Annotated in this window: 4 protein-coding genes; 3 read left to right on the plus strand and 1 reads right to left on the minus strand. The window is 60.1% G+C overall.

The annotated features are described in order from the left end of the window. Positions 1–214: 214 nt before the first annotated feature. Positions 215–910 carry a Crp/Fnr family transcriptional regulator gene (locus ACLP2E_RS11570; RefSeq protein ID WP_442466013.1) on the minus strand — a complete coding sequence of 232 codons (696 nt, stop codon included), beginning with the start codon at positions 908–910 and terminating at the stop codon, positions 215–217. Positions 911–1,050: 140 nt separating this feature from the next. Between ACLP2E_RS11570 and ACLP2E_RS11575 the strand changes: the two genes are divergently transcribed. The 3 genes from ACLP2E_RS11575 to ACLP2E_RS11585 form a co-directional block, all read left to right on the plus strand. Next, positions 1,051–1,734, plus strand: coding sequence for a DUF1254 domain-containing protein (locus tag ACLP2E_RS11575; protein WP_442466014.1), 684 nt, complete (start codon positions 1,051–1,053; stop codon positions 1,732–1,734). A 63-nt stretch (positions 1,735–1,797) separates the two neighbouring features. Next, positions 1,798–2,475: a DUF1214 domain-containing protein gene (locus tag ACLP2E_RS11580; protein WP_442466015.1), complete on the plus strand. Its 678-nt coding sequence runs from the start codon at positions 1,798–1,800 to the stop codon at positions 2,473–2,475. A gap of 120 nt (positions 2,476–2,595) precedes the next feature. Beyond that, positions 2,596–3,253 (plus strand): sulfatase-like hydrolase/transferase (locus ACLP2E_RS11585; RefSeq protein ID WP_442466016.1); only part of this gene is annotated, 658 nt, incomplete at its 3' end.

The following is a 3,253-nucleotide window of genomic DNA, read 5'->3' on the forward strand; positions in this document are numbered from 1 at the left end:
ATAGGCCGCCGATAACGCGGCGACGTGGCCGCCGCCATACGACAGGGCGTCAGCCCTCCAATCTTGAAAACGTCTCCAAATCGGAGCGAAGTCGCTGAACCGCTGAGTTTTTCAACGGAATCCGCCAGTTTCAGACATTCCCGGTTGTGATGACCATTGACCAGATTCGGCGTTAAAGCCGACATTGCGGTATTGAGACGCCAAAACGCAGACGTCAGTCGCGCAGCATCGCCCTCAGCGTGTCGGGCGCCAGTATGCGTATCCGGCGATAGGACTTGTCGATGAGCCCCTCGGCTTCAAGCTTCCTGATGACTGAGCCGGCTGTTGTTCTGGTGACGTTGGCGAGCGTGGCGATCTCGTCCTGGCGCACATCGATCTCGGCCGGCGATGTGTCCGGAAGCGAAAAATTTCGGCAGCCACCAAGGCGCAGGACCGTCGCTACGCATCGCTTGACGTGATCGCGAAGCATCAAGTCGTCGCAGGCGCCGATGGCCATTTCGAGGTGACCGACCGTCACGAGGGCGAACAGCCTCCAGGCGTTCGAATCCTTGGCGACTATTTCATCAATCTTTTCGATGGGCAGATACAGCAGTTCGGCGTCGCGCGTTGCTGTCAGGCCGACGCGGCGCGGTTGTCGCAATATGGCGGCGGCTTCTCCGAACCACGTCCCCGGCCTCGCCAGATGTGCAAAATAGGGTCCGCGTTCTCCCGGCGCGATCGATATGCCGACCCCACCCGTTACAAGACCGAACATGCCTCCAGGCGGATCGCCGACCATGTAAATGGATTGCCCTGTCTTGAAGCTTTGCAATCGGCACCGGTCAAGAACCGCAGCCTGAAACGATGGCGGCGTCAGGCTGAGCCAGCCATTGTCGATAGCGATTTTCCGCGCTGCCTCGATTGTGAGCATTTTTTCTCCAAAAATGATCGTAGATTGACAATGTTTCATCAAAAAGCGGGCTATACAAGCCTCGTCCGGTTTGGGAGCCAGAGAATTAGGAGTGCGCACCGCCGGGATCCGATCTCGCCAAAACAAACGCTAGGTGATTGATGAGAAATCCATTCTCCCGCGCTTTGCCGCAAACTTTTGCGGCGCTCATCATCACATTGGGTCTCGCCGGCGCGGTGGCTGGCTCCGACTCGCCTCAGGCAAGGGCGGAAGACTCTCAGCACGCGGACTGGCGCGAGCAGAACGCATACACGTTGGGCGTACAGGCTTATCTCTATGCGTTTCCATGGGCGTACATGCCCAATGCGAGGTGGCTGCGAACGGAGGCCATCGGCTGGCAGGCCGACCGGTTTGATCACATCCGTCATCTTGAGGATGCGGCCCATCTGAGCGGTGGCGCCCCCAACAACGACACGCTCTATTCGCGCGCCTGGGTTTACCTCAAGGACGAACCGGTCATCCTGACCGTGCCTGCAATCGCCGACCGCTACTATACGATGGAGATCGTCGATTTCATGGGCGACAATTTCGCCTACGTCGGCACGCGCGCAACGGGAACCGAGGCCGGGAACTATGCGATCGTTGGCCCCGATTGGAAGGGTGTGCTGCCGGAGGGTGTCCGACAGTTGCCACCGTCATCGACGCCTTGGGCGACGATCTTGGGCAGAACCTATGTCAAGGACGCCTCCGACCTCGATGCGGCGCACAAGATACAGGATCAATACAAGCTGACGCCTCTGTCGCAGTGGGGCAAGACGCAGACGACCCCGCCCAGGGACGCGTAAATCGGGCAAGCGTTCGACCCGAACCGCGACCCGGTCGCCGATTGGAAGACCATCAACCACGCGATGGTCGAGGTCCCGCCGCCCGCGCGCGACTCCGACCTGCTGCAACAGCTTGCGCGCATTGGGATCGGACCTGGTCTGGATGTCGATGCGCAGGACGCGAGCACGAAGCGCGGTCTTGCTCGCGCCGCCGTCGAAGGGAAAAAGATCATCGCCGAAGCATTTACCGATGGTTACCTGCAAAAGGCGGTCAACGGCTGGAATTACCCGCCGCCCGCGACCGGAAGGCCGAGCCCAACCCGCGACTGGCTGTTCCGCGCCGTGCAGATGCTCGCGGGCTTCGTCGCCAACGACCCGGTCGAGGCAACCTATTTCAATGTTTCAGTTGATGGCGACGGCAAGCCCCTGTCCGGCAAGAACCGTTATGTCATTCATTTCGATAAGGGCGGCGAGCCCAAGGTCAAGGCCTTCTGGTCAGTGACGATGTACAATCTCAAGTACAACCTCGTCGCCAATCCGATTAACCGCTATTCTGTCGGCGACCGCAGCGGCATGAAACCCGACGCGGACGGTGGCCTCACGATCTATGTGCAGAAGGATTCGCCCGGCGCGGACAAGGAGGCTAACTGGCTTCCTGCGCCGGAGGATCAGTTCTTCATGATCATGCGCACATACCTTCCCGCAGAAGACATCGTGAGCCAGACGTGGCTGCCCCCTAAAATAACGGCTGTTGGCGAATAATCGCCATCCGACTGGAGCATGAGTTGGTTGTCGTCGCTGCTTGATCGAACGCGGTTTTCTAAAATTTGGAGCGGCCAAATGATAGCGGGAAGATATTGCGCCGTAATCGCGGCGGCGGCCATGAGCCTCATTTTGACCGGTCCGGCCCGCGCCGGGGATTCTGCCCCTCCCTCCGCTCAGTCGGAAGTCGCGTTGCCCCGGCCGACGCCTGCGTTCGAGGGAAAAATCGGCAAGACCTACAAGGACTCGGTCGCCGATTTTCCGCAGCCTGTCAAAGCGCCGAAAGGGGCGCCCAATGTCGTCGTCATCCTGCTCGACGATGTCGGCTTCGGCCATCCCGGAACCTTCGGCGGACCTATTCCGACGCCCAACCTCGACAAATTGGCGAGCGAAGGCCTCCGCTACAATACTTTCCACACCACCGGCATCTGTTCGCCGACGCGGGCGGCGGTGCTCACTGGCCTCAACCATCATCAAGTCGGCTTCGGCACCATCGCCGAACTTTCGACCGGCTTCCCCGGCTATGACAGCGTCTGGCCGCTCGAAGCCACGACAGTAGCGGAAGTCTTGAAGGAAAATGGCTACAGCACGGCGGCCTGGGGCAAATGGCACAATACGCCCGACTGGGAGACGACGCCGATCGGGCCTTTTACGCGCTGGCCGACGGGTGAAGGCTTTGAATATTGGTATGGATTCCACGGCGGCGAAACAAGCCAGTGGGAGCCGCAACTCTTCCGCAACGAGACGCCCGTCGAGCCGCCGAAAAAGCCCGAGCAGG

Origin of the sequence: Rhodoblastus sp., assembly GCF_052145335.1 — a bacterium.
Taxonomy (GTDB): Bacteria; Pseudomonadota; Alphaproteobacteria; order Rhizobiales; family Beijerinckiaceae; genus Rhodoblastus.

What these genes read in the sequence shown, in the direction of transcription:
- ACLP2E_RS11570 (WP_442466013.1), bottom strand. Translation starts at nt 910, where the DNA reads ATGCTCACAATCGAGGCAGCGCGGAAAATCGCTATCGACAATGGCTGG.
- ACLP2E_RS11580 (WP_442466015.1), top strand. Translation starts at nt 1,798, where the DNA reads ATGGTCGAGGTCCCGCCGCCCGCGCGCGACTCCGACCTGCTGCAACAG.
- ACLP2E_RS11575 (WP_442466014.1), top strand. Translation starts at nt 1,051, where the DNA reads ATGAGAAATCCATTCTCCCGCGCTTTGCCGCAAACTTTTGCGGCGCTC.